Source organism: Lysinibacillus sp. NPDC086135 (assembly GCF_044746345.1).
GTDB lineage: Bacteria > Bacillota > Bacilli > Bacillales_A > Planococcaceae > Lysinibacillus.
In genome coordinates this window covers 58,357-82,013 of record NZ_JBIVCA010000015.1, presented here as the reverse complement: position 1 = coordinate 82,013, position 23,657 = coordinate 58,357, and the positions used below count along the sequence as shown (strand labels likewise).

The window sequence follows — 23,657 nt, the reverse complement described above, 5'->3', positions numbered from 1 at the left end:
GACAAAAATACACTAAGGCAAACTTGAAATTTTTTTAGCCAAAAAATGAATGGCTATTCATTCAATGGGAGAATAAGGGGGAATTGCTTGTGACTTACAATATTAAAAAAGCTGCAGTTCTAGGTTCTGGAGTAATGGGTTCTGGAATTGCAGCACATTTAGCAAACATCGGTATTCCAACATTATTATTAGACATTGCACCGAAGGAACTAACAAAAGAGGAAGAAGCGAAAGGTCTTTCCTTAGAGCATCCTGCTGTAAGAAATCGAATCGTTAACGGAGCGCTTCAAAAGTTATTAAAGCAAAAGCCAGCACCACTTACTTCTAAGAAAAATTTATCACTACTAACGGTTGGTAACTTTGAGGACGATTTAGAGCAATTAAAAGATGTAGATTGGATTATTGAAGTTGTCGTTGAAAATTTAGCGATTAAACAAAGCCTATATGAAAAAATTGATGCTGTACGTAAGCCTGGCACAATTATTAGTTCTAACACATCTGGCATAAGTATCGATGCAATGGCAGAAGGGCGTTCAGAAGATTTTAAAAAGCATTTCCTAGGAACTCACTTTTTCAACCCGCCACGCTATTTGAAATTACTTGAAGTCATTCCGGCAAACACAACAGCGCCTGAGGTTGTAAGCTTTATGAAAACATTTGGCGAAGATGTGCTTGGAAAAGGTGTCGTACTTGCTAAAGATACACCGAACTTCATTGCCAACCGTATCGGAACGTACGGTTTACTAATTACTTTACAAGAAATGATGAAGGGTAGCTATTCGGTTGGTGAGGTGGATTCTGTAACAGGTCCACTAATCGGTCGTCCAAAATCTGCAACATTCCGAACGCTGGATGTTGTTGGTTTAGATACATTTATCCATGTAGCGAAAAACGTTTATGATCAAACAACTGGTGAAGAGCAGCAAGTATTTGCAGTACCAGAATTCCTACAGAAAATGGTCACAAACGGCTGGTTAGGAGCAAAATCAGGTCAAGGGTTCTTCTTGAAGCAAGGTAAAGAGATTCTTGAAATTGATCCAGACACACTAGAATATAGCCCAGCAAAAAAATTAAAAACACCTTCTATTGAGATGGCAAAACAAACTCGTGGATTAGCCAATAAAGTAAAAGCACTAACATATGCGAAGGATCGCACAGGAGAGTTATTATGGGGTATCTTCGCTCCAACGCTAATTTACTCGGCACAGCTACACGGTGAAATTGCTGATGATATTGTTGCGATTGACAATGCTATGAAATGGGGCTTCGGTTGGCAGCAAGGGCCATTTGAAATATGGGATGCAATTGGTGTCAAAGAGTCCGTAGCTAAAATGGAGGCTGAAGGTCGTGAAGTGCCGGCATTTGTCAAAGATATGTTAGCAAGCGGCTTTGAAACTTTCTATTCGGAAATTGACGGTGATCTAGCGTATTATAATGGCTCTGAATATGTAAAAGTGCCAGTTAATGAAAAAGAAATTAACTTAAAACGCTATAAGAAAAAGCACGGTGTTATTAAATCAAATACAGGTGCTAGCTTAATAGATTTAGGTGACGGAATTGCCTTACTTGAATTCCATTCCCAATCAAATGCAATTGGTTTGGACATTATTCAAATGATTAACTTTGCAGTCGATGAAGTAGAAGCTAACTATAAAGGCTTAGTCATCGGTAACCAAGGGAAAAACTTCTGTGTTGGTGCGAATCTAGGAATGATTTTAGTAGAAGCACAGGATGATAATATTTTTGAGTTAGATTTCGTTATTAAAGCATTCCAAGATGCAATGCAAAAGATTAAATACGCTCGTAAGCCTGTTGTAGCAGCACCTTTTGCTATGACACTTGGTGGAGGAGCAGAGGTTTGCTTACCAGCAGCACATATTCAAGCAACAATGGAAACGTATATGGGCTTAGTGGAAGTCGGCGTAGGATTAATTCCTGGTGGCGGCGGTAATAAGGCACTTTACCAAAAATTCATCAAAGGGCTACCAAATGGTGTTGAGGTAGACTATCAACATATTGCTAATAAAGTATTTGAAACAGTTGCGATGGCAAAAGTTTCGACGTCTGGCGAAGAAGCACGTGAAAATAACTTCTTAAACTTTGCTGATGGGATTTCTGTTAACCCAGATCACCAACTATATGATGCAAAACAAGCAGCACTAGCGCTTTATGAGGCAGGCTATCAACCACCTGTACCTGCGAAAGTTCCTGTAGTCGGTGCATCAGGCTACGGTACGCTATTAATCGGTGCGCAAGGATTGTTTGAATCAGGCTATATTAGTGAACATGATTTAAAAATAGCTAAAAAATTAGCGTATGTCATTGCTGGTGGTAAAGTTCCATATGGCACATTAGTAGATGAACAATACCTATTAAACCTTGAGCGTGAGGCGTTCCTAAGCCTAGTTGCAGAACCTTTATCTCAACAAAGAATGCAGCACATGCTTTTAAAGGGAAAACCGCTGCGTAACTAACTTTAACTTCTTTCAGCAGGAGTCTCCTAACTCTATAGGTGGTGAGATGAATGCGAATTCAAGTCACTTTTCAGCGGGTATCCAACATCCGCTGAAATAGAGGAACTCAGTCTAAGAACGCCACGTCCTGTGGCAACGACTGAGTGACCAATATCGTGTTGGCCTAAAGCCTCCGGCGGATGTCACGGAATCGGAAAGGAGTTCTTAAAGGATGTTAGCCTAAGATCATTGCATCCATGCGATAATGGCTAACTGACCTGCATCGGTAAAAACGCCACGTCCTGTGGCATTACCGAAATGACCGACATTGTGTCGGCCCTCGTGCAGGCCTAAGCACAAAGCCGATTCCGGACGCAATTATGCCAGAGGCATAATTGATAACACGAAATTAACCATACTTGCACATGAAACAAAGGGGGATTAATACGATGCGTGAAGCCGTTATTGTAGCAGGAGCACGAACTCCGATTGGAAAAGCGAAGAAGGGTTCTTTAGCAACAGTTAGACCAGATGATTTTGGAGCGGTTGTTGTCAAAGAAACATTAAAAAGAGCGGGCTATGAAGGTCCGATTGACGATTTAATTTTAGGGTGTGCAATGCCAGAAGCTGAGCAAGGCATGAACGTAGCACGTAATATAGGAGCGCTTGCCGGGTTACCAGATACAACACCAGCGCTGACAATTAATAGATTCTGTTCATCAGGTTTACAAGCAATCGCTTTTGCAGCAGAGCGTGTTATGCTAGGACATTCTAAGGCGATTCTTGCTGGTGGAGTCGAGTCTATGAGTATGGTGCCAATGGTAGGTAATACACCTCGCTTAAATCCAACGCTAGCAGAAACTGCTCCCCAATATTATATGGGGATGGGGCATACAGCGGAGGAAGTGGCACGTCAATACAATGTAAGTAGAGAAGATCAGGATGCATTTGCTGTTCGTTCACATGAGCTTGCAGAAAAAGCGATTAAAGAAGGTAAATTCAATGATGAAATCGTACCAATCGAAGTAGAGCAGCATTATGTAGATGACAACAACAAGCCACAGGTGAAAAAATTCACGTTTAGCATGGATGAAGGTGTACGTCCAGGTACATCTGTAGAAGGTTTAGCGAAGCTTCGTCCAGCCTTCCATGTTAAGGGCAGTGTTACAGCTGGTAATGCCTCTCAAACTTCGGACGGTGCAGCGGCAGTACTTGTAATGGATCGTGAGGAAGCAGAAAAGCAAGGGCTTACACCAATGGCGAAGTTTTTAGGCTTTGCAGTTGGTGGTGTACCTCCTGAGGTGATGGGTATTGGACCAATCGTGGCGGTACCTAAAGCACTTGAAATTGCAGGGTTAGTCATTGATGACATTGATTTATGGGAAATTAACGAAGCATTTGCGTCACAATCCTTACAGGTCGTACGTCAATTAGGCATCGACCAAAATAAAGTAAATGTCAATGGTGGAGCGATTGCCGTAGGTCACCCACTTGGTGCAACTGGAGCCATTCTAACATTAAAGCTTATTCATGAATTGAAGCGTCAAGGTAAGAAGTATGGCGTCGTGACAATGTGTATTGGTGGCGGAATGGGTGCTGCAGGGGTATTTGAAATTTTATAACTTAATTCAACGTTCGAAGAAATAGGGATAGTTGCTAGATCAGCTTGGAGTGCAGCGTTTCCGGTTGCCTCCGAACACAGTGCTTCAAGCTTTTCTATATATTGGGGATTAAAGCTACTAACAATAGATAAATAGGGAGGAATTTAGCATGACAGAAAAAACAACGGATTTCATTAAAGGCGGCGGATTTATTATTGAAGATGTGGAATTAGATCGTGTATTTACACCAGAAGATTTCACAGATGAGCATAAAATGATTGCTAAAACAACTGAAGAGTATGTAGCAAATGAAGTGTTACCAGTCGTTGAAAATTTAGAACACCATGAATTTGAGCATTCGGTTCGTCTACTAAAAAGTGCAGGTGAACTCGGCTTATTAAGCGCAGATGTACCTGAAGAATATGAGGGTCTGGGATTAGACAAAGTTTCTTCTGCATTAATCGCAGAAAAAATGTCTGTTGCTGGCGGCTTCTCTATTACACATGGTGCGCACGTAGGTATTGGTTCTTTACCAATTGTACTTTTCGGAAATGAAGAGCAAAAGCAAAAGTATTTACCGAAGCTTGCGTCAGGTGAATTAATTGCTGCTTACGCATTAACTGAGCCAGGTTCAGGTTCTGATGCATTAGGTGCAAAAACAACTGCGAAGTTAAATGATGCAGGGACACATTATATTTTAAATGGAGAAAAGCAATGGATTACAAATGCAGGCTTTGCAGATGTATTTGTTGTCTATGCGAAAATCGATGGTGATAAATTCACGGCATTTATCGTTGAACGTGACTTTAATGGCGTTTCGGTTGGCGCAGAAGAGAAAAAAATGGGGATCAAATCTTCATCGACACGTACATTAATCCTTGAAGATGCAGAAGTACCTGTAGAAAACCTTTTAGGTGAAGTAGGTCGCGGACACGTAATTGCTTTTAATATTTTAAATATCGGGCGCTATAAATTAGGTGTTGGAACAATTGGTGGCTCAAAGCGTGCATTAGAGCTTGCCATTCAATATACAAACCAACGTCAGCAGTTTAAAACAAAGCTGTCTGATTTCAATCTAACAAAAGAAAAACTATCAACAATGGCATCGCACTTATATGCATCTGAGTCATTAAACTATCGTACAGTAGGTTTATTTGAGGATCGTTTAAGCCAGCTAAGCCCAGATGAGCAAAAGCAAGGGAAAGTGATTGCTGGCGCAATTGCTGAGTATGCTATTGAATGTTCTATTGCTAAAGTATTTGGTTCTGAGACTTTAGATTACATTGCGGATGAAGCGGTTCAATTACACGGTGGTTACGGCTTTATGGCTGAATACGAAGTGGAGCGTATTTATCGTGATTCTCGTATTAATCGTATTTTTGAAGGTACTAATGAAATTAACCGTATGATTGTACCAGGTACATTTATGAAGAAAGCATTAAAAGGTGAATTACCATTGCTACAAGTTGCTCAAAACTTACAACAAGAGCTGCTTATGCTAATGCCTGAAGATGTAGGCACAGAACCGCTAGCACAGGAAAAATATCTTGTGAAAAATGCGAAGAAAATTGCTGTATTAGCAGCAGGCTTAGCAGCACAACGCTACGGCGCGAAGCTTGATCAAGAGCAAGAAGTATTGGTGAATATTGCTAATATCGCAAACCAATTATTCGCGATGGAATCAGCTGTATTACGTACAGAAAAAGCGATTGCTCGTGACGGTGCTGAAAAAGCGCATCAAAAATTACTGTACACTCAAATCTTCTGCCAAGAAGCATTTGCAGAAATTGAAAAAGAGGCAAAAGATACGATTCTTGCTTCAGCAGACGGCGACGCTGCACGCATGACATTGTCTGCACTACGTAAATTAACTCGCAACAACCCATACAACTTAATCGCGAAGAAACGCGAAGCTTCTGTTAAATTAATTGAAGCAGAAAAATTTGTAGTTTAATATGCAAAATAACCCTAGCTATCCGAGATGTGATAGCTAGGTTTTTTTGTTTGTTGAAAATAAAAGTGTAGCTCTTTGGCAAAACGAGGGGTTGATTTCCGTTCCGACTGGGCGCTTTGTGTGATTGTTGGCATGTTATCAGCGATTCTTAGTATCTTATCGGCGCTCGGCATTTTGGAGCGTCTAGCCACTCTCTGCGCTTTTGTTGCGGCTCATCGGATGCTAGTGGCCTGGAACTCCAATTAACCCACGGTTAGCATGAGGAGTTTCATTTTGGTTCGTAATGGTTATGATGGTATACTACAGAAAATGAGGGATACACTGAAAATGTAGTTCCTAAAAATGATAGTAGAGGAGCCTATAAATGACGATTCAATTTATTCAATATCCGAAATGTACTACTTGCAAAAAAGCTCAAAAATGGCTAAATGACAATGGGGTTTCATACGAAGAGGTACACATTGTTGAACAACCACCTACAAAGGACGAATTATCAAACTTATGGCAAGCTAGTGGACAACCTTTAAAGAAATTTTTTAATACTTCTGGTATGAAATATCGAGAGCTTGGCTTGAAAGATAAACTTGCTGCAATGACTGAAGAAGAGCAGCTTGAACTGCTGGCATCAGATGGTATGTTGATTAAACGTCCGATAGTAACCGATGGAAAAAAAGTTACTTTAGGGTTTAAAGAATCAGATTTTGAGCAAGCTTGGAAATGACGCTTTTAACTTGTTTCAGTAAAGGTTGTATGTAGTGAAAGCGAAGCGTCAGGTCAGAAGTCTTCACCTCTATATGGTTGAGATGAATGAGGCATAATTGATTCTTGTTTTTATGGTAGAAGTATGGCACACTGAAAATGAATATATTACATATTTATGGAGGGGTTTTTTGCATGAGCACACCTAAAGACTTACGTTACTCTGAAGAGCACGAATGGGTAAAAGTAGAAGATGGTAAAGTACGTATCGGTATTTCTCATTTCGCACAAGCTGAACTTGGAGATATCGTTTTCGTTGAACTTCCACAAGTTGGCGACGAAATCAAAACTGATGATCCATTCGGTAGCGTAGAATCTGTTAAAACAGTTTCTGAATTATACGCACCAATCTCAGGTACAGTAGTTGAAGTAAATGCAGATTTAGAAGATAGCCCAGAATTCGTTAATGAATCACCATATGAAAAAGCATGGATGATCGTAGTAGAGCCTGCTGATGCTTCAGAAATTGAAAAGCTTATGACAGCTGAGCAATACGAAGAAATGATTGCAGAATAAGACAAGCCTTTAGCTTCTTTCAGCAGGTGTCCAAACATCAGCTAAAAGAAGTTAAAGCCTCCGGCGGATGTCACGGAATCGGATAGGAGTGCTTAAAGGATGTTAGCCATCATCGCATCCATGCGATAATGGCTAACTGACCTGCATCGGTAAAAACGCCACGTCCTGTGGCATTACCGAAATGACCGACATCGTGTCGGCCATCGTGCAGGCCTAAGCACAAAGCCGATTCCGGACGCAATTATGTCGAGGCTAAATTAATCAGAAAAACGTCGGAAACTACCGACGTTTTTTATTATCCTCATTCATTCTTCCACTATAGTTGGTGAAGTAAATGCAAGTATATTCCTTTATTAATAGGTATCTAACTGTATCAACGACAAGGTTTATTGATATAATGAATTATAAGGGCTATGTCTAAATGGGGGTGGCGTGATGTTCGAGGGAAAATGCTTAATTGTCGAAGGCCGATCGGATAAACTTCAAATCGAACCTATTTTAAATGAAGACGTAAAAATACTTTGTACAAATGGTACAATTGGTGTGCATCAATTAGAAGAGCTACTCGATCCATATGAGGGTTGTGAGCTTTATACATTTTTTGATGCAGATACATCAGGTAATAAGCTACGGGCATTAATGGACAGACATTATCCAGAGGCTGAGCATTTACGGACGATGCCAACATATAAGGAAGTTGAGACAACTCCGAGGAAAGTGTTAGCGGCGATATTGCTTCGTGCACATTTCTCAATCCATAATGAGTATATTTTGTAAGGTTGCGTGAAAAAGATGGAAGAATGGTCAATAGAGCAGTGGAACGCGGCTATCCAGTCCGGTGAAAAGGCTGCCTTTTATTTATATACGCCAATGTGTGGAACGTGCGCAGTTGCATCGAAAATGATGATGGTTGTTGAACAATTGTTGCCACAACTACAGGTTGGTAAAGCGAATATAAATTTTATAGAGCAAATAGCTTATGATAATAAAATCGAAAGTGTACCATGTTTACTCGTATATGAAGGCGGAGAAATGACAGCAAAGGTTTATGCCTTTCAATCTGTACCGTATTTATACGAATTGTTAAAAAATTAATTGACGGAATATTAATCGCGTGGTAAAGTAACAAATATATTAAAAAAACAATAAATATATCGAACTCTTATAAAGAGCGGCGGAGGGAAGTGCCCTATGAAGCCCAGCAACCATCACAAACGTGAAAAGGTGCCAAATCACCCAAAGATTTATCTTTGAAAGATGAGAGAACGGTTTAGCGTATAAGTTACGTGACCCCTTCTACTTGTCTATAAGTGAAGGGGTTTTTTTAACTTCTTTCAGCGGATGTCCAAACACCTGTACCTGTCACTACGCTTTCGGTACAAAAGAAATCCGCTGAAATAGAGGAACTCAGTCTAAGAACGCCATGTCCTGTGGCGATAAAACGAAGCGACAGCAACACGGTTTTATCTGTGCGAAAGCGAAGCGACAGCAACAACAACGACTGAGTGACCTTATGCCGAGGCATAATTGATATGAGAAAAGGAGAATTCGCTATGATTAATCTTCAAAATATTACGAAGAAATACAAAACTACGAATGGCGAATTAACAGCAGTTAAAGACGTCAACCTTTCTATTAATAAAGGTGAAATTTTCGGCATTATCGGCTATAGTGGCGCTGGTAAAAGTACAATGATTCGCTTGTTAAATGGGTTAGAAAAGCCTACATCTGGTACGGTGACGGTTAACAATCAAGAGTTTTCATCCATAAAGGGGCAAAAGCTTAGGGATGCTAGACAAAAGGTAAGTATGATTTTCCAGCATTTCAATTTACTTTGGTCTAGAACTGTTGCAGAAAACATCGCTTTCCCACTCGAAATCGCAGGTGTGCCAAAGGCAAAACGTGAAGCACATGTGAAAGAATTGATTGCACTAGTTGGCTTGGAAGGGCGCGAAAAAGCATATCCATCACAACTATCAGGGGGACAAAAACAACGGGTAGGTATCGCTCGTGCACTTGCTAATAATCCAGAGGTATTGTTATGTGATGAGGCAACATCCGCACTCGATCCAGAGACGACAGATGCTATTCTTGATCTACTTGTCGATATTAACGAACGATTAGGTCTAACGATTGTGTTAATTACACATGAGATGCACGTTATTCGTAAGATTTGTCATCGTGTAGCGGTTATGGAAGCTGGAGAAATTGTAGAACGTGGTGAAGTATTACAAGTATTCCAAGCTCCACAAGCGGCCATTACGAAAAAATTCGTTTCTCAAATTACAGATACGAAGGAAACACAGGAAACTGTGGCACAAATTAAAGCAAATTATCCTAATGGACAACTTGTGAAGCTAATCTTTGTAGGAGAAAAAACAGAGCAGCCTGTCATTTCACATCTTGTGAAACAGTTTGATGTAGAAGTAAGTATTGTACATGGTAATATTTCGCAAACGAAAAATGGAGCGTACGGTACACTTATTGTGCAAATTGATGGCTTAGTGGCCAATGTTGCTGCTGCACTTAGCTACTTAAATACAGTTGAAGTACAAACGGAGGTGATTGCAAATGCTAACTAGTCTCTTTCCGAATGTCGACTGGGAAAAAATGTGGGACGCTACGTATGAAACATTGTACATGACAACAATTTCTACGGTCATCACATTTATACTTGGATTAGTAATTGGAATCTTATTATTTTTATCAAGTCCCAACCAACTATGGGCCAATAAAATTGTGAATTTTTTAACAGGATCAATCGTTAATATTTTCCGTTCGATCCCATTTATCGTATTGATTATCTTATTAATTCCATTTACGAAATTTTTACTCGGCACAATTCGTGGCGCAGACGCGGCTTTACCAGCATTAATTATTGGAGCTGCACCATTTTATGCACGAATGGTATTAATTGCCTTGCGCGAAATTGATAAAGGTGTTATTGAAGCGGCTCGTTCAATGGGTGCCAAAACGTCAACGATTATTTGGAAAGTATTAATTCCCGAATCGTTACCAGCGCTTATTTCTGGTCTTACTGTAACGGCTGTAGCGCTTGTTGGTTATACTGCGATGGCAGGTATTATCGGTGCAGGTGGTCTAGGAAACTTAGCATTCTTAGATGGCTTCCAACGTAATCGCTCAGATGTAACTTTAATGGCGACTATATTAATCTTAATAGTAGTATTTATTATTCAATGGATTGGCGACTTAATTACAGCGAAAACAGATAAACGTTAAAAAGAGCATCACACTACAAACATTTGGTTATCTCGGTTTTATACCGCTAACATATTTAATATAAGTAAAAAGGGAGAGTAATAAAATGAAGAAGTTATTAACAGGTTTATTTTTATCTGTATTAGTACTAGCTCTAGCCGCTTGTGGTGCTGGTAAAAAAGAAGAAACAGGCTCAAGCTCATCATCTAGTGATAGTGACAGTAAAGAAAATGTAACATTAACAGTAGGTGCTTCGAATACACCACATGCTATTATTTTGGAAAAAGCAAAACCAATTTTAGCTAAAGAAGGTATCGATCTTAAAATTGAAAAATATCAAGACTATGTATTACCAAACCAACATTTAGAATCTGGCGAACTTGACGCGAACTACTTCCAACACCTACCTTTCTTAGAGCTTAGCATGAAAGAGAATGGTTATGACTTTGTAAATGCTGCTGCTATTCACATTGAACCAATCGGAATTTACTCTAAAAAATATAAATCTCTTGAGGATCTTCCAGAGGGGGCAACAATTTTACTTTCTAGCTCAGTTTCAGACCACGGTCGTATGCTTTCATTGTTAGAAGCTAAGGGCTTAATTAAATTAAAAGATGGTGTTGATAAAACAGCAGCAGAAATAAAAGATATCGCAGAAAACCCTAAAAACTTCAAATTCGATGCAAATACAGCGCCTGAAATGCTTGTACAAATGTACGAAAATAATGAAGGTGATGCGGTTCTAATCAACTCGAACTTTGCAATCGATAACGGCTTAAATCCATTGAAAGATGCAATTTCTCTTGAAGATAAAGAGTCTCCATATGTAAATATTGTCGCTGTACGTGCAGGTGATGAAACAAAACCTGAAATTAAAAAATTAATAGAAGTATTAAAATCTAAAGAAATCCAAGACTTCATTATTGAAGAATGGAAAGGCTCAGTTGTACCAGTTAAATAATTGGAATTTATCGAAAAAAGGGTATGTAAGCATGAAAGCTTACATATCCTTTTTTTGTCGGAAAAAGAATAAATGCGTATAGATTAACAAAGGTTGATGTTCACTCCGGGTTCTTTTCCGTGGCCATTTGCTTCAATATCCTCTATGGACTGCTGTCACCTTTCATAATGCATGTCAAAAAAATACTATATTGTTACATTCTTAAAGGGACTTTTTTCTTGTTTAAAGAAGGGTGGTCTTTCGTCAGAAAAATATAACTTTTTTTCAAAAGAAGTCTTCTTTTGTATTTCATGACAAAAATATAATATATTTTAAAGGTGACTGATTTACCAAATATTTTATATAGTAATTGTTAAGTAATATTTATTACTATAGTTGTTGTGTTTGTAAATCAAAAAAATGATAGAAAAATAATAGAGGAGAATGAAATATTTCTTACATCACTGGAGTGAACACAAATGAATAAATTAATCATTGCAGAAGACATCATGCAGGAGCATGAGGTGAAGGGTTATTTTGAAATTTTGCGTGAGAGTGTTATTCGCTCGCGTTTAACAATGACGGCAGTCTTTTTTAAATTAGCTAGTTCCTCACAAGGAACTGATATAGAACGTAATCAAGTGAATCATCAAATTTCAGCTTTTCTGACATCAAAAATACGAAAAACAGATTTACTTTTCCAATTAGCGGATGGCGTACATTGGGGAATATTTTTTCTGCAAAGTAGTGAAGTTGAGGTAAAGGCGTTTTTAAAACGGATTTTTGCAATTCTTAAGCAAGAAAGGGAATATCAGCAAATAGCTTTAAAAGCCTCCATTACTGAAATAAGAAATAATAGCGCTAACTTTGAAACGTTGTTAGACAAGAATAAGCAAAAACTAGCAGATGATGAACAGCAGATTTGGTCAATAGAACAGGTTACAGATTATAGTGTACAATCGATGGAACAAGTAAAGGTTAGTATTATTGAACAAAGTGCAATCTTTAGAAAAGTGCTAGAAACAACGTTCACTCACTTAGACATTCCTCATTTTACGCTAGACGTTGCTACCTATGAAGATGGCTATAGTTTTTTACAGTCCGAAACCTATAAAACAGGCCATATGCATTTAGTTGTCATGAACGATATTTTACCACGTAAAAACGGCTTAGAAATTTTGCACATTTTACGAGAAATGCCGAATGAGAAAAAGTTCATCATTTATATGATGTCGGAACGAAACTCAGAAGGGGCGACACTTAATGCTTATGAAGGTGGAGTCGATGAATTTATCGTAAAACCATTTAATTTACGTTTGTTAGAAGCAAAAATCAGGAGCACATTTGCGAGGTTTTGGCTATGATCGAGCTATCGATTTCTTTTCTTTTAACGGTCATCGTTGTTTTATTAGTCATTTTATTTTTATTTACGATATATCTACTTTTGCAACATGGGTGGGAGATTCGCTTTGCAAAAACACGTGATACTTATTTACAAAACTATTCACAGCACTGGTACAACTATTTATTCAATGATGAAAATTTCTCTATTGTGCTTGTACCCCGTGGAAGAGCTCAAGTAGCAGCTATCGAAATAATCTTTTCATCGTATTTGAAAAATATAACGAATGAAAAAGTTGAACATAAAATCAAAGAGTTTTCTAATCGCTATTTAAAAAAGTTTTATGAAAAGGATTTAGCAAGTAAACGTTGGAGCATTAGGATGAATGCTTTATATCGAATTGCTGATTTACAGATAGATGAATTATTAGATACTTGTCAACAATTCGAGAAAGCCAAAATTTCGGAGGAAGAATATTTTCAGTTGTTAAAAATATACTCTATCTTCCGACAAGAATTGTTTATCGAAAAAATTAAAGAATTGAGCATTCATTATTCTGAAAGCGAATATAGAAGATTATTTGTATTGTTAGAGGATTCCGTATTTATTCGATTGTTTGAAGACTTTAATAGCTGGGCGAAAAATATTCAATACGCTGCAATTGATACTGCAGCTGTCAAAAGAAACATGCAATATATTGAGAAATTAAAACAGCTATTAACATATGAGGAACCAGAAATAAAAATAAGAGCATTAAAGGGTCTTTACGAAATTGGTGTCATTGATGAAATCGATCCTTATGTGCCATTTGTGGCATCAGATATGTGGGAAGTAAGATTAATGATTGCAAAAATCTTTAAGCATGTGCCGCTAGAATATACCTATGCTTATTTAGAACAGCTTCTTGAAGATGAAAATTGGTGGGTACGATCACAGGCAGCAAAAACAATTGCAGAAAATAGAGAAGGAATTGCAAAATTACAGCAATTTATGGAGTCTTCAAACGACCAATATGCAATTGAAATGGCACAGGAAACAGTAGTCAGAAGGCAGGGGATCAAATGAAATTAATGTTAGATTATTGTATGTGGTTCTTTGGCGGCATTATTATGTTTTATATGTTATTCGTTATTGTTTCGTATTGCGCAATGTTTGTAATTGCCATGCTAGATTTACGCAAACGCTATAAATTAGATCCCTCAGAATATGATGATGCGTATATCGATGCCTTCTACTCAAAACCAGTATCCTTACTAGTCCCTGCTTACAACGAAGAGGTTGGAGTTGTAGATACAGTCTATTCATTGTTGAATTTACGATATCCGCAAACAGAAATTATCATTATTAACGACGGTTCTACCGACACTACACTGCAAACTGTCATCGAGCATTTCCGAATGAAACCCGTTGATAAAATTGTTCGTACAAATATCCCTACAAAAGAAGTTAAACAAATTTATGAATCAGAAATCTATCAGAATTGTATTCTAGTAGATAAAGAAAATGGCGGTAAGGCAGATGCATTAAATGTAGGGATCAATGTTTCGCAATATCCTTATTTTTGCTCTATTGATGGTGATTCAATTTTAGATGAAAAATCCTTACTTCGTGTAATGAAGCCGATTATTTTATCTGATGGTGAAGTGATTGCGGCAGGTGGAAATATTCGAATTGCCAATGGAGCGAAAATGCAGCTTGGTGCTGTTACTGCAACCCATTTACCGAATAACTACTTAGTAATCATGCAAATAATAGAATATTTGCGAGCTTTTTTAATGGGACGAATCGCTTTAAGTAAATTCAATCTTGTGCTTATTATTTCCGGAGCATTTAGTGTCTTTTCGAAGGAATGGGCTGTGGAAGCGGGCGGTTATTCAACGAATATTATTGGAGAAGACATGGAGCTTGTCGTGAATATTCACCGTTTGATAAGAAAGAAAAAAGAAAAGAAACGTATTGAATTTGTACCAGATCCTGTGTGCTGGACGGAAGCACCTCAGACATTAGGGGTTTTGCGAAATCAACGTAGACGTTGGCATCAAGGATTATTCGAAAGTCTTTGGAAGCATAAAACGATGACATTCAACCCAAAATATGGCTTGTTAGGGTTTATTGCATTGCCTTATTTTTGGCTTGTAGAATGCCTAGGTCCAATTGTTGAGCTAGGTGGTTATATTTATATCGTAGTAGCATTTTTCTTAGGGAAAATCTATTATGAAGCAGCGGTAATACTGTTGCTGCTCTTCGTTATTTATGGAGTTATTTTTTCAATTGCATCTATACTATTCGAAGCATGGACAATGAACACTTACCCGAGAAAGAAAGAGCTATTACGAATGATACTTTTAGCATTTACTGAAATTTTTTGGTATCGACCACTCACTCTTTTATGGCGCTGTGAAGGATTAGTTCGGTTTGTGCTAAGAAAAAGCGATTGGGGCAATATGAAGCGTGTCGGTATTGCTGAAAAGGAGAAAAGTGTATGAAGCGAATATATATAGGGGTCATAGCTACTCTAATTCTCATTGTTACACCTATAGCATGGTGGTATTTGAGCGATGAAAAACCGCTGAACGTCGCGATCCTAGATAAAACGGTTTCGAACGAAACATATCGAGAGCATTTAGGTGTGAACTGGTTTTTAAACCATTATAAATACACAATTGATCATCAACCATATGATGCACAAAAGAATTACTATGGTACGATTCCGAATGATAAAACGAAAAGAGTATCTGAAAAAAAGTTTCCGACCGACTATAGCAATTATGATGTTATTTATTTGGCAGATACGTATGGTGTTTATAAGGATGATTTAATTGAAAAAAAGCGTCTAGGTAAACGCTCAGAAAAAATTGTTGGTGGCTTAGAAATGGAAGAATGGCAATCAATAGTAGGTCGTTTAGCAAGCAACAAGAAAAGTATGCTTATAGCTGAATACAATACATTTGCGTCACCAACATCAGAGGCAGTTAGAAAAGAGCTACAGGACTATTTAGGAATATCATGGTCTGGATGGATTGGGCGTTATTTTGATGAGCTTGATTATCATAAAAACTCAGAAATCCCGCAATGGGTCATAGATGAACATGGTGATAATTGGCCATATAAGGGCGGTGGCTTTCTTCTATTTAATGAAATTACAGAAAAGCTCATTGTGCTGGAACTGGACAAGCATGTAAAAACAGAAGGTATTCAGGTGCAATTTACTGAAGAAGGGCAAAAATTCTTTCATACCTCCGCTAGTGCAGAATATGGCTATTGGTTTGATATTATCACGCCTAAATATGCGGAGGATGCTCTTGCTAATTATAAATGGGACTTAACAAAAGATGGAGAAAAACTATTAAAGGACAACGATATTCCGCAGCAATTTGCGGCTATCGTTTCACAGGATAAACGTTACACTACAAGCTATTACTTTGCTGGAGATTTCAACGATATGTCACGGGTACCGAACCTTTATAAAATAAAGGGTTTACCGACTATTTATAAATATGCTGAAAAGTATGCAGATAGTTCATTTTACTGGTCGATTTATATACCAGTCATGCATAAAATTTTTGAAACGTTTGAGCAGAAAGAGGTTAAAGAAAACGTTAATCATGAAAAACAAAATTATAATGCACGTATTCAAGGTGAATCATTTGAAGTCTTACACGATGGGAAATGGGAGCCACTAGTCTTTAAGGGCGTTAATATCGGCATGGGGAAACCGGGAGCATTCCCTGGCGAGGCCGCAATTACGGAAGAAGAGTACTATCGCTGGTTCCGTCAAATTGCTGAGATGAATGCCAATACGATTCGTGTCTATACATTACACCCGCCAGGTTTTTATCGGGCACTTGCTAAATACAATGAGGAAAACCCAGATAAACCATTGTATGTATTGCATGGTGTGTGGATTAATGAGGAAGGCTTGTCTAATTCATTAGATGCCTATGATGAAACTACTTTAAAGGATTTCCAAGTAGAAATGAAGCGCATGGTAGATGTTATCCACGGTAATACTTATGTGAAGCCAGTAGCAGGACATGCTTCAGGCTTATACGATGTTGACGTTTCAAAATATGTTATTGGCTGGGTGCTAGGAATCGAATGGTATCCGCACATGGTAGTCGGTACGAACGAAAAACACGCTAATATAGGCGAATACAATGGGACGTATTTTGAAACGAAAAATGCTGCACCATTTGAGCATTGGTTAGCGGAGCAAATGGATCTTATTACTACTTATGAAAAGGATAAATACAATTGGATTCGCCCAATGAGCTTTACTAACTGGGTAACAACCGACTTGCTAGACCATCCGTCTGAACCTTCTGAGGATGAAGATTTGGTAGGAGTCAATCCAAATGTCATTTATACGAAGGGTGAAATGCAGGCGCCAGGACAATTTGCTTCCTATCATGTGTATCCATATTACCCTGACTTCTTTAACTTCGACCAAAAATATTTAAATTATAAAGATTTCCGGGGCAATAAAAATAGTTATGCAGGATATTTAAAAGACTTACATGAAGCCCATCGTATGCCTGTTCTTATTGCGGAATTTGGAATCCCAGCAGCTCGCGGTATGACACATGAAAATGTTTATGGCTGGAATCAGGGGCATATGTCCGAACAGCAGCAGGGTGAAACACTTCAACATTTATATGAAGATATTATGCATGAAGGCTTGCTAGGAGGTCTTATCTTTACATGGCAGGACGAGTGGTTTAAGCGGACTTGGAATACGATGGATTATGATGACCCGAATCGTCGACCATTTTGGTCCAATGCACAAACGAATGAACAGCAATTTGGCGTATTAAGCTTTGATAGATTTAAAGTAAAAGTAGACGGCAATACAACGGAGTGGAAAGGTACACAACTGTACAATACCTCACCTTCAGATACAACAGATTTTGCTGTCGATTATGATGAAAGATATTTGTATTTCAAATTAAAAAGTGATGTTTTAGAAAAAGCTTCACCTCGTATTTTACTTGATGTAGTACCAAACCAAGGAAATACGTCGGCAACATCAATAAAAGATATGACGTTTTCAAATGGCGTAGATTTTATGGTGGAATTAAATAAAAGTGGAGACTCTCGAGTGGTCATAGATGAATACTATGATTTCTATGATTATTTTTACGGTCATAATATAAATCTGATTCCACCTCGCATGGCAGTTCCTACAAAAAATAGTGGTAAGTTTGCACCGATTTATTATGTGTTAAATAAAGAGTTGTACTTACCAGAGCAAAACATCACTACTGACTTCAGTCATTATGAAACAGGGAAGCTGCTTCAAGGGAATGCCAATCCAAAAGCAAAAGATTATAATTCGTTAGTAGACTATACATGGACGGATGATCATGTGATTGAGCTACGAATTCCTTGGCTACTAATCCAAACTAGAGATCCAAGCCAGCGTGAGTTTATGGGAGATTTATATAAAGATGGAGAGACAGCTTCGACGAAAGTGGATAATATTTATATTGGTGCGGTCTTTGTAGATAAAGAGGGCAAAGTTGTAAAATCTTTACCAGAGACAAATGGCCAAGTCTTACCGAAACTCTCACCTTATACTTGGGAATCATGGCAAACACCTAAGTTTGAAGAGCGTCTAAAACAATCATATTATATTTTACAAAAATTATTTAAAGCATATTAAATGAGAGCTTAGGATAGGTAAGTTTTTGCCTATTCTAAGTTTTTTTTGCTCATTACTAAAAGTTGGGATGTTATTTGTTAAAACGTACGATATATACGTTGATTGGAGTGGAGACTGAGCGACTCCTTGGGGATTAGCAATAAAGGAACGAAGGCTAAAAGCATCACTTTCTGTGATAACGCCTTCGTGACCAACATCGTGCTGCTGCCGCTTCGTTGGCACTACGCTTTCGCGCAAAAAACATCTGTTGGTCCGAGACCCTGGAGCGAGCATCGCGAGTGAAGCGGCTCATCGGACGCCCTCAGGAAGCTTTGCTCTGTGCGAAAGCGAAGCGGCAGCAACAAATGTTTTCTGTAGCGAAAGCGAAGCGGCAGCAACAAATGTTTTCTGTAGCGAAAGCGAAGCGGCAGCAACAATGTTTTTTCTGTGCGAAAGCGAAGCGGCAGCAACAATGTTTTTTCTGTGCGAAAGCGAAGCGGCAGCAACAAATGTTTTTTCTGTGCGAAAGCGAAGCGGCAGCAACAAAGCGCCCAGTCGGAACGGAAATCAACCCCACGTTATGATAATGAACTATTTTGTTTGAAAATACAAAAATATTTTATAATTCCGTCTATTTATTGAACTGTATATTCTCACGATTGTTTATGTTAAATTACTAATATTACATTCTAGAAAGACAGTTGTATTTTTAAGGAGGACAATATAATGAAGCTTAAATTTGGTCTATTGGCAAAAATTATTGTCGCTATTTTGTTAGCGGTAATACTCGGAAGCTTTATGCCAGAGCCAATTGTACGTATATTTGCAACATTCAATGGCTTATTCGGTAATTTTTTAAATTTTGTTGTACCACTTATTATTATTGCATTTATTGCTCCGGGCATTGCTCAGCTTGGGAAAGGCTCCGGGAAATTATTAGGTTTGGCAACATTCTTTGCCTATTTCTCAACAATCATTGCAGGAATCTTTGCCTTTTTGGTAGCGCGAAATGTGTTGCCCAATTTCATATCAAATGGTGCTATGGAAAGCATGAAAAACCCAGAGGGATTTTTAGCACAGGCATTCTTTAAAGTTGAAATGCCGCCATTAATGGGTGTTATGTCAGCATTAATTTTTGCATTTATCGTAGGGATTGGAATGACAGCCATTCAAAGTGATGTGATGAAACGCGGTTTTGAAGAGTTTAATAAGATCATTGAAAAATTAATTTCATTTGTTATTATTCCACTTTTACCATTTCATATTTTTGGTATCTTCTTGAACATGACATTTGGTGGGCAAGTCGCAAAAATTTTATCTGTCTTCGCAATTGTCTTCGTACTTATAATTGTGATGCATTGGGTAATATTGCTAGTGCAATACACTGCTGCGGGAACTTTAAATAAGAAAAATCCACTTATGTTACTTCGAACAATGTTACCTGCGTATTTTACAGCATTGGGCACACAATCATCAGCTGCAGCTATTCCGATTACATTGCGACAATCACAAAAAACTGGAGCTTCAGAAAAAGTAACGAATTTTACAATCCCACTTTTTGCAACCATTCATTTATCAGGTAGTACGATCACAATCGTAACTTGTTCTTTAGGTGTTATGATGATGAACGGTATGGATATAGGTTTTGCACAATATATCGGCTTTATCTTTATGCTAGGTATTACAATGGTTGCTGCACCAGGTGTTCCGGGAGGAGGAGTCATGGCAGCAATTGGTTTACTACAAACAATGCTTGGCTTCGATGAAACAATGGTTGCACTAATGATCGCACTATACTTAGCGCAAGATAGCTTTGGTACAGCTACAAATGTAACTGGAGATGGCGCATTATCTATGATTGTTGATCGTTTCAACAAAAAAACTAATTAATACAGGATGAGTCATGGACAGCATCATCTAAGCAAAAAAAAATCGCCTGCTACGGCGATTTTTTTTTTGCTTAGGATTTAGTTGCTAACCGAGTATACAGATGTTGGAGTTTTCTTAAAGATTAATGAGAGAGTGCATTTTTCAGTTTGTGATTATAAAGCGTTTCTCATGGATTTACTAATAATTAAATAGCCTTAAAAGAACAGAGTGAAATTTTTTTGTTACAAATTATTACAGTTTGTGCTTGCTAAAATTTAATAAAATTTAATGATTATGTAGGGAGTTATTGAAAAAAACGTAGTGCTAAAGAATTGAATTTAAGGTTTTGTTAGAAAAAAATGCGATAAGATAGTTGTTTTTTCATTTTATATGGAATTTGTTTAGAAAATGTTTAGTTTTATTTAGTACTATATGTGTGGAGAGATATAAATTTCAAATTTGTGGATTATATTACTGAGAATGGGTGTGGGGATGAGGGGAATTCATAATACAAATGAATGAAGCGTAAAAGAATTAGCAATTGAGAAGTAGTCTTTGAATTTAAAATAACTTAGACAAGGAGTAATTGCTTATGGGAATAAAAATTGAGTCACCGATATTAGCTATATCAAAAAAAATCAAAACAAGAAGTGCTACAATTGGGGTTATTGGACTTGGCTATGTGGGGCTCCCATTAGCCTTGGAGATCGTCAATAAAGGTTTTGAAGTAATTGGTTTCGATAAAGACAATGAAAAAATTTCTAAATTAAAAAGTGGTGTTAGCTATATTGCTGATATGTCTAATGCAATCATCGAAAAAGCAATTTATGAAGAGAACCTTGAGCCGACAAATGATTTTTCTAAACTTGCACATGTAGATGTCATTATTATTTGTGTACCGACACCTACGACTGCAGATGGAACACCTAATATCTCGTATATTGTTGATGCAGCTAATGCAATCGAACAAAACATGTCCCCTAATACTTTAATAATTCTTGAAAGTACAACTTACCCTGGAACAACCGAAAAAATAGTTCAACCAATTCTTGAAAAAGGTAACTTCGTTATTGGACAAAATATATTTTTAGCTTATTCTCCTGAACGTGTGGACCCTGGGAATTTAAATTTTTCAGTTTCCAATACGCCTAAAGTAGTTGGCGGCATAACAGCAGCTTGTTTAGAAGTTTCCAAGCTTTTTTATGAAAAAGTAATCAATACAAATGTGTTTGCTGTAACAAGTCCAAACGTTGCTGAAATGGAAAAGTTACTAGAAAATACATTTCGACAAATTAATATTGCCCTAGTCAATGAATTAAGTCAGATTTGCCATAAGATGGATATTGATGTGTGGGAAGTTATTGAAGCCGCCTCAACAAAGCCTTATGGTTTTATGCCATTTACACCTGGCCCTGGAGTTGGCGGTCATTGTATACCAGTAGACCCTAAATATTTATTATGGGCCGGCCAGCAGCATGGTATTTCTGCAACATTAATTGAGGCAGCAGATAAAATTAATGATTCCATGCCGAACTTTGTAGTTGAAAGACTAGAAAATTATTTAAATGCACAGGAAAAAGAAATAAGTGAAGCAGAGATTGTAGTTATTGGAATTACTTATAAGCCTAATATTAATGATTTCCGAGAATCACCAGCACTACATGTTATTAAGAAATTAAAGGAAAAGCAGTGTGATCTAAAGGTTGTTGATCCATTTATCGGAACATTTTCAGTTGATAACGACATTTTTAACACTGTTTCACTAACACGAGAATTAATTCAAAAAGCTGATGCTGTCGTCATTTTAACGAATCATGCAACTATTGATTATTTATTAATTGATCAACATGCTGCTTTAATTTTTGATACGAGAAACACCCAATATCTATTTAAAAGTGAAAATTATTACAAATTATAAGGGGATTCTTTAGAAATGATACGACTAAAATTATGTAGTCTATTAATCATTTTATTTTTAGCTGGGTGTCAATCGTCTACTCAAAATCAGATTAAACCAGTTGATTCAACAATTGAGGTAAAGGAACATGATGGGACGATGAGTGATACTTATAGTCACATAGGCATTATTAGTCCAAAGGTAGCATTAACCTTTAATGGGCTTGCAGACAATGAAACAATGCAGCGTCTATTAAAGGTATTAGATCAATTTAACATGAAGGCAACATTCTTTGTAGAAGGTACACGAGTAGCGCAAGATCCGGAGTTAGTGAAGGACATTTTAACTAAAGGTCACGAGGTAGAAAACGGAACATTAACATTTACTGAAATGACTGATTTAAATTATGAAGAAACGTATAAAGAAATTTATTTAGCGAATGAAGTTTTTGAAGAGCAATTAGGTTATACACCGAAATACGTTCGTAGTCGTTCCGGTGACTCAACTGACAATATGCGTTTAGCGGCTAAAACCCTCAATATGAAGGGAGTTGTAGAGTCTTCCATTAATCCGAAAGATCGAAATATGCAAAGTGCTGAGGAAATAGTGGATTATATTCATCGCTTTATCAACAGCGGATCTGTTATTCATTTAAACACGTACATTAATCCTGCGATTATTGATGTTATACCACTACTGTCTAAAGTAGGGGAAGAAAAAGGATACGTTTTCTCTACATTAACGGATGTATTAGCTGAACGATATTTAGCAAAATCCTTAGAGGAAATTGCAGGCTATGATGCTATTAAAATGAACCCAGATTACAAAAATGTTAAACCAAATATGTTCTACCGTAAAAATACTTCAAAAAAAGAAATTGCTTTAACCTTCGATGATTGGGCAAGTGAGGAGAGAATTAAAGAAATTTTAGATGTTCTTGATAAGTATCATGTTCAATCTACATTCTTTTTAATTGGCAAAGGTGTAGAAAAGGATCCGCAATTAGCACGATTAATTGTTGAGAGAGGACATGAGGTCGCAAGCCATTCTTACAATCACCTTGATGTTACGACAATGACACCAGAAGAGTTACAACAGGATGTCGTGATGGCACATAAGGCGTTAACATATGCCTTACAGGAAGAACCTTTGCTGTATTTCAGACCTAATAAAGGTGCTATTAATGAGGAGTCAGCGAAAATTATTGCCGCTACAGGTGTTAAATCTATTGCTATGTACGATATAGCATCATTCGATTGGAATTTAAAATATACCGTTCGAGATATTTATAATCGTGTGATGACTAGAATTGCTCCAGGAAAGGTGATTGTTATGCACATTTTAGACGGTACAAAAACAGTTGAAGCATTGCCATTAATCATTGAAAAGCTGCAAAAAGATGGGTATAGTTTTGCGAAAATGTCGACTTGGATTGAAGAAGATTCAAATAAGAAAGTGAATTGATA

The 23,657-nt window shown here is 37.5% G+C and carries 18 protein-coding genes and 1 riboswitch; all 18 genes read left to right on the top strand.

The genetic code is table 11. From position 1 onward, the window contains the following. Positions 1-89: 89 nt before the first annotated feature. The 18 genes from ACIPKN_RS18620 to ACIPKN_RS18535 all read left to right on the top strand — a co-directional run bounded on the left by ACIPKN_RS18620 (position 90) and on the right by ACIPKN_RS18535 (position 23,655). Entirely contained in the window at positions 90-2,474 is a 2,385-nt protein-coding gene (locus ACIPKN_RS18620) for a 3-hydroxyacyl-CoA dehydrogenase/enoyl-CoA hydratase family protein (RefSeq protein ID WP_400938832.1), read from the top strand. 428 nt (positions 2,475-2,902) lie between these two features. After that, the gene (locus ACIPKN_RS18615) at positions 2,903-4,075 is read left to right on the top strand and encodes an acetyl-CoA C-acetyltransferase (RefSeq protein ID WP_400938830.1); all 1,173 of its coding nucleotides are present in this window, start codon (positions 2,903-2,905) and stop codon (positions 4,073-4,075) included. Positions 4,076-4,223: 148 nt separating this feature from the next. Beyond that, a complete protein-coding gene (locus ACIPKN_RS18610; protein WP_400938828.1) occupies positions 4,224-6,008 on the top strand; it encodes an acyl-CoA dehydrogenase family protein in 1,785 nt (594 codons plus the stop codon). 364 nt (positions 6,009-6,372) lie between these two features. Continuing rightward, positions 6,373-6,729, top strand: coding sequence for an arsenate reductase family protein (locus ACIPKN_RS18605; protein ID WP_400938826.1), 357 nt, complete (start codon positions 6,373-6,375; stop codon positions 6,727-6,729). Between the two features lie 173 nt (positions 6,730-6,902). Further along, entirely contained in the window at positions 6,903-7,283 is a 381-nt protein-coding gene (gene gcvH / locus ACIPKN_RS18600) for a glycine cleavage system protein GcvH (protein WP_142509367.1), read from the top strand. A gap of 435 nt (positions 7,284-7,718) precedes the next feature. Next, the gene (locus ACIPKN_RS18595) at positions 7,719-8,060 is read left to right on the top strand and encodes a toprim domain-containing protein (protein ID WP_132361835.1); all 342 of its coding nucleotides are present in this window, start codon (positions 7,719-7,721) and stop codon (positions 8,058-8,060) included. A 15-nt stretch (positions 8,061-8,075) separates the two neighbouring features. Next, positions 8,076-8,378 (top strand): thioredoxin family protein, encoded by a 303-nt coding sequence (locus ACIPKN_RS18590; RefSeq protein WP_400938822.1) that lies wholly within the window; start codon positions 8,076-8,078, stop codon positions 8,376-8,378. A gap of 64 nt (positions 8,379-8,442) precedes the next feature. Next, positions 8,443-8,547, top strand: a riboswitch (SAM riboswitch). 289 nt (positions 8,548-8,836) lie between these two features. Next, complete coding sequence (locus ACIPKN_RS18585) at positions 8,837-9,865, top strand: methionine ABC transporter ATP-binding protein (RefSeq protein ID WP_400938819.1); 1,029 nt, start codon at positions 8,837-8,839, stop codon at positions 9,863-9,865. After that, positions 9,855-10,523 (top strand): methionine ABC transporter permease, encoded by a 669-nt coding sequence (locus tag ACIPKN_RS18580; RefSeq protein ID WP_142509371.1) that lies wholly within the window; start codon positions 9,855-9,857, stop codon positions 10,521-10,523. Before ACIPKN_RS18585 ends, ACIPKN_RS18580 begins: the two co-directional genes overlap by 11 nt. A gap of 85 nt (positions 10,524-10,608) precedes the next feature. Next, entirely contained in the window at positions 10,609-11,463 is an 855-nt protein-coding gene (locus ACIPKN_RS18575) for a MetQ/NlpA family ABC transporter substrate-binding protein (RefSeq protein WP_400938817.1), read from the top strand. Positions 11,464-11,921: 458 nt separating this feature from the next. Continuing rightward, complete coding sequence (locus tag ACIPKN_RS18570) at positions 11,922-12,806, top strand: response regulator (RefSeq protein ID WP_400938814.1); 885 nt, start codon at positions 11,922-11,924, stop codon at positions 12,804-12,806. Next, positions 12,803-13,849, top strand: a complete 1,047-nt coding sequence (locus tag ACIPKN_RS18565) for a HEAT repeat domain-containing protein (RefSeq protein ID WP_400938812.1) — start codon at positions 12,803-12,805, stop codon at positions 13,847-13,849. The genes ACIPKN_RS18570 and ACIPKN_RS18565 overlap by 4 nt, the downstream gene beginning before the upstream one ends. Then, complete coding sequence (locus ACIPKN_RS18560; RefSeq protein WP_400938809.1) at positions 13,846-15,270, top strand: glycosyltransferase family 2 protein; 1,425 nt, start codon at positions 13,846-13,848, stop codon at positions 15,268-15,270. The genes ACIPKN_RS18565 and ACIPKN_RS18560 overlap by 4 nt, the downstream gene beginning before the upstream one ends. Beyond that, the gene (locus ACIPKN_RS18555) at positions 15,267-18,446 is read left to right on the top strand and encodes a hypothetical protein (protein ID WP_400938806.1); all 3,180 of its coding nucleotides are present in this window, start codon (positions 15,267-15,269) and stop codon (positions 18,444-18,446) included. The genes ACIPKN_RS18560 and ACIPKN_RS18555 overlap by 4 nt, the downstream gene beginning before the upstream one ends. 278 nt (positions 18,447-18,724) lie before the next feature. Further along, positions 18,725-19,009: a hypothetical protein gene (locus ACIPKN_RS18550; RefSeq protein WP_400938804.1), complete on the top strand. Its 285-nt coding sequence runs from the start codon at positions 18,725-18,727 to the stop codon at positions 19,007-19,009. Between the two features lie 142 nt (positions 19,010-19,151). Then, a complete protein-coding gene (locus tag ACIPKN_RS18545) occupies positions 19,152-20,315 on the top strand; it encodes a dicarboxylate/amino acid:cation symporter (protein WP_400938801.1) in 1,164 nt (387 codons plus the stop codon). 571 nt (positions 20,316-20,886) lie between these two features. Then, positions 20,887-22,212 carry a nucleotide sugar dehydrogenase gene (locus ACIPKN_RS18540; protein ID WP_400938798.1) on the top strand — a complete coding sequence of 442 codons (1,326 nt, stop codon included), beginning with the start codon at positions 20,887-20,889 and terminating at the stop codon, positions 22,210-22,212. Between the two features lie 15 nt (positions 22,213-22,227). Then, complete coding sequence (locus ACIPKN_RS18535; protein WP_142510748.1) at positions 22,228-23,655, top strand: polysaccharide deacetylase family protein; 1,428 nt, start codon at positions 22,228-22,230, stop codon at positions 23,653-23,655. The last annotated feature ends 2 nt before the right edge of the window (positions 23,656-23,657 follow it).